At 58.8% G+C, this 1,991-nt stretch carries 1 protein-coding gene and 1 pseudogene; one reads left to right on the forward strand and one right to left on the reverse strand.

Going from position 1 to position 1,991, the window contains the following annotated elements; all coding sequences use genetic code 11:
* Nucleotides 1-86 precede the first annotated feature (86 nt).
* Entirely contained in the window at nt 87-1,586 is a 1,500-nt protein-coding gene (locus tag QR78_RS33450) for a Hint domain-containing protein (RefSeq protein WP_158004096.1), read from the reverse strand.
* Nucleotides 1,587-1,673: 87 nt separating this feature from the next.
* On the opposite strand from QR78_RS33450, the pseudogene QR78_RS34660 reads away from it, so the two are divergent.
* A pseudogene (locus QR78_RS34660) lies at nt 1,674-1,991 on the forward strand (hypothetical protein); the annotation flags it as partial.

Consider the following 1,991-nt stretch of genomic DNA (forward strand, 5'->3'; position numbering starts at 1 on the left):
AGCGGTTACATCGATGGATTTCCAGACCCGAGACTCCGCCTTCAGCCCCGCCGGCAGCCGCCGAGCGGGGCGTTTTGTTGTCTGGCCTATGCAGCCAGCGCAGCCGCGATCTCGGCTTGAGCCGGCGGTGCCAGCCACGCGTGCATGGCGCCGCGGTCGGGCGCGGTCTCGATCACGAGCGTCACACTGCCCTCGCAGCCGGCCCACAGGGCCGAGGGCAGCACCGCGTCGCCTGTTGTCCAGCGCCACGCGCTATCCTGCACAAAAGAGAAGCCGGCCGCCAGCAGCTCGCTGCCGATCGACAGGCTGCGCGTCACGCCGTGGCCGTCGACTACCGACACGCCCTGCACCGGCACGCCGAGGCGGCGCCCGTCGCCGGACCCCACCCGCACCCGCTCCGGCACGAACGAACGCGACACCAGCCGCACCTCGCGCGCCCCGGCCGGAAGGCTGAATCGCGCAACGGCGCCATCCCGCTCCGGCCGGATCGTGACGCCGTCAGCCACAACGTGCAGGTCGTCCTCGCTCGTCAGGCTCCAGCCGAGCGCCACCGCTCGGGCGTTGAGCTGTGTGCGCACTGCATCGACGATCGGTCCCTCCTGTACCAGCGGCCTGCAAAAGTCGTCGAGCGTCAACGGGGTGAAGTCGGGGTGGAGCGTCATGTGCTCGGCGCCGTTCTCGAAGCCGGCGCGCACGCCGGTGTCGAGGAAGCTCTCGGCTGGCAAGCCCTCGGCGAGCAGGATGTCATGACTTTCAAGTTCCACGTGCCAGTAGGTGACTTCTGCGGTCTCGACTTGAGCGATCGTCGCATCGTTTAGTAGGTGCTTAATTGGGATCAGCACCTCGTCGAGCACGCGGACGCAGACTGCATGGTCCGGTGAGAGCCAGAGATCTCGGTGTGGTAGCCCTTGTCCGAAGGCGCCGGCCAGCACACGAATGGGCCAGACGGCTTCAGGAAGCGGATGATGGTTGCACGAAAGGGTACGGCGTCCGATCCAGCGGACCGGACGCTGCACACCGCCGGCGGTAATAGCGATGTCTCCGACGCTCAGCTTCTCAACGGGGACTTCACCCTCAGTCGTAGCAATCTGAGTACCTGACACAAAGCAGGGATTGAAGTTGAATCGATCAGGGAATGAGCCCGAAGAATTATCGTTTGTAAGAGTAAAAACCTGTCCTGGCTTGGGTTCGGTGACTGAACTCAAGTATAAAATGTTGTTTGTTCCAACCTGCTGAAAGCTAATGCCTTCCGATGTTTGAAATCCTGTTTGGCGCGCTTGGATAGTTACACCATTCCTAAACAGGACTACTGGTCGGATGCCGCCTCCGGGCAACAGCGTTCCGCCAATCAAGAACCCATTTTCTATTGTGACCAGGCCTTTGTTCTCGCCATTTTCCAATACAGACGAAACTATCAAATCCGACGAGCCAATATTTATAAAACCATTACTGTACCTAGGATCTAATGATATACGTATTGACTGCTGATTATTTTCTTGAGCCACTGAGTCTGCTATATTTAAATTGCTCGTTCGGTAGTATGAATCAATTGTATTACGACCAGGAGAAAAAAGCTTGAAGGCCACGTTTCGACTCCGCATATACTCCGGCGCGCAAATAGTAGTTCAAGTTCTTATATCCTGCAAGCCGATCGTTGCAAATCTCCTCTAGTGTTGCGGATTCGCACCTCTGCAAAGCAAATAGGTTTACTAAAACAGTTATTTCTTCCGCAACTGCACGCCAGCCCCGCCGCCGTTCTAAGTGAAGAATTCAACGCCGTCCGCATCGACGACGCCTCCCGTCTAGTCGACGCCTCGTATAATTTGGCGGAGCAGCGGCGGCAGTTCGGCCTCGTACTCTCGCAACAGCAGGGATGCTTCGAGGAGCGATCGGTCTCGACGGTGGTGCATCTGCCGGAGGCAACAAACAACAGCCGCCACCTGATTCAGGCAGCCCTCCACGGGATCGTGAGTAAGCGCTCGGTGACGGAG

This window comes from Methylobacterium indicum (assembly GCF_001043895.1).
Classification (GTDB): domain Bacteria; phylum Pseudomonadota; class Alphaproteobacteria; order Rhizobiales; family Beijerinckiaceae; genus Methylobacterium; species Methylobacterium indicum.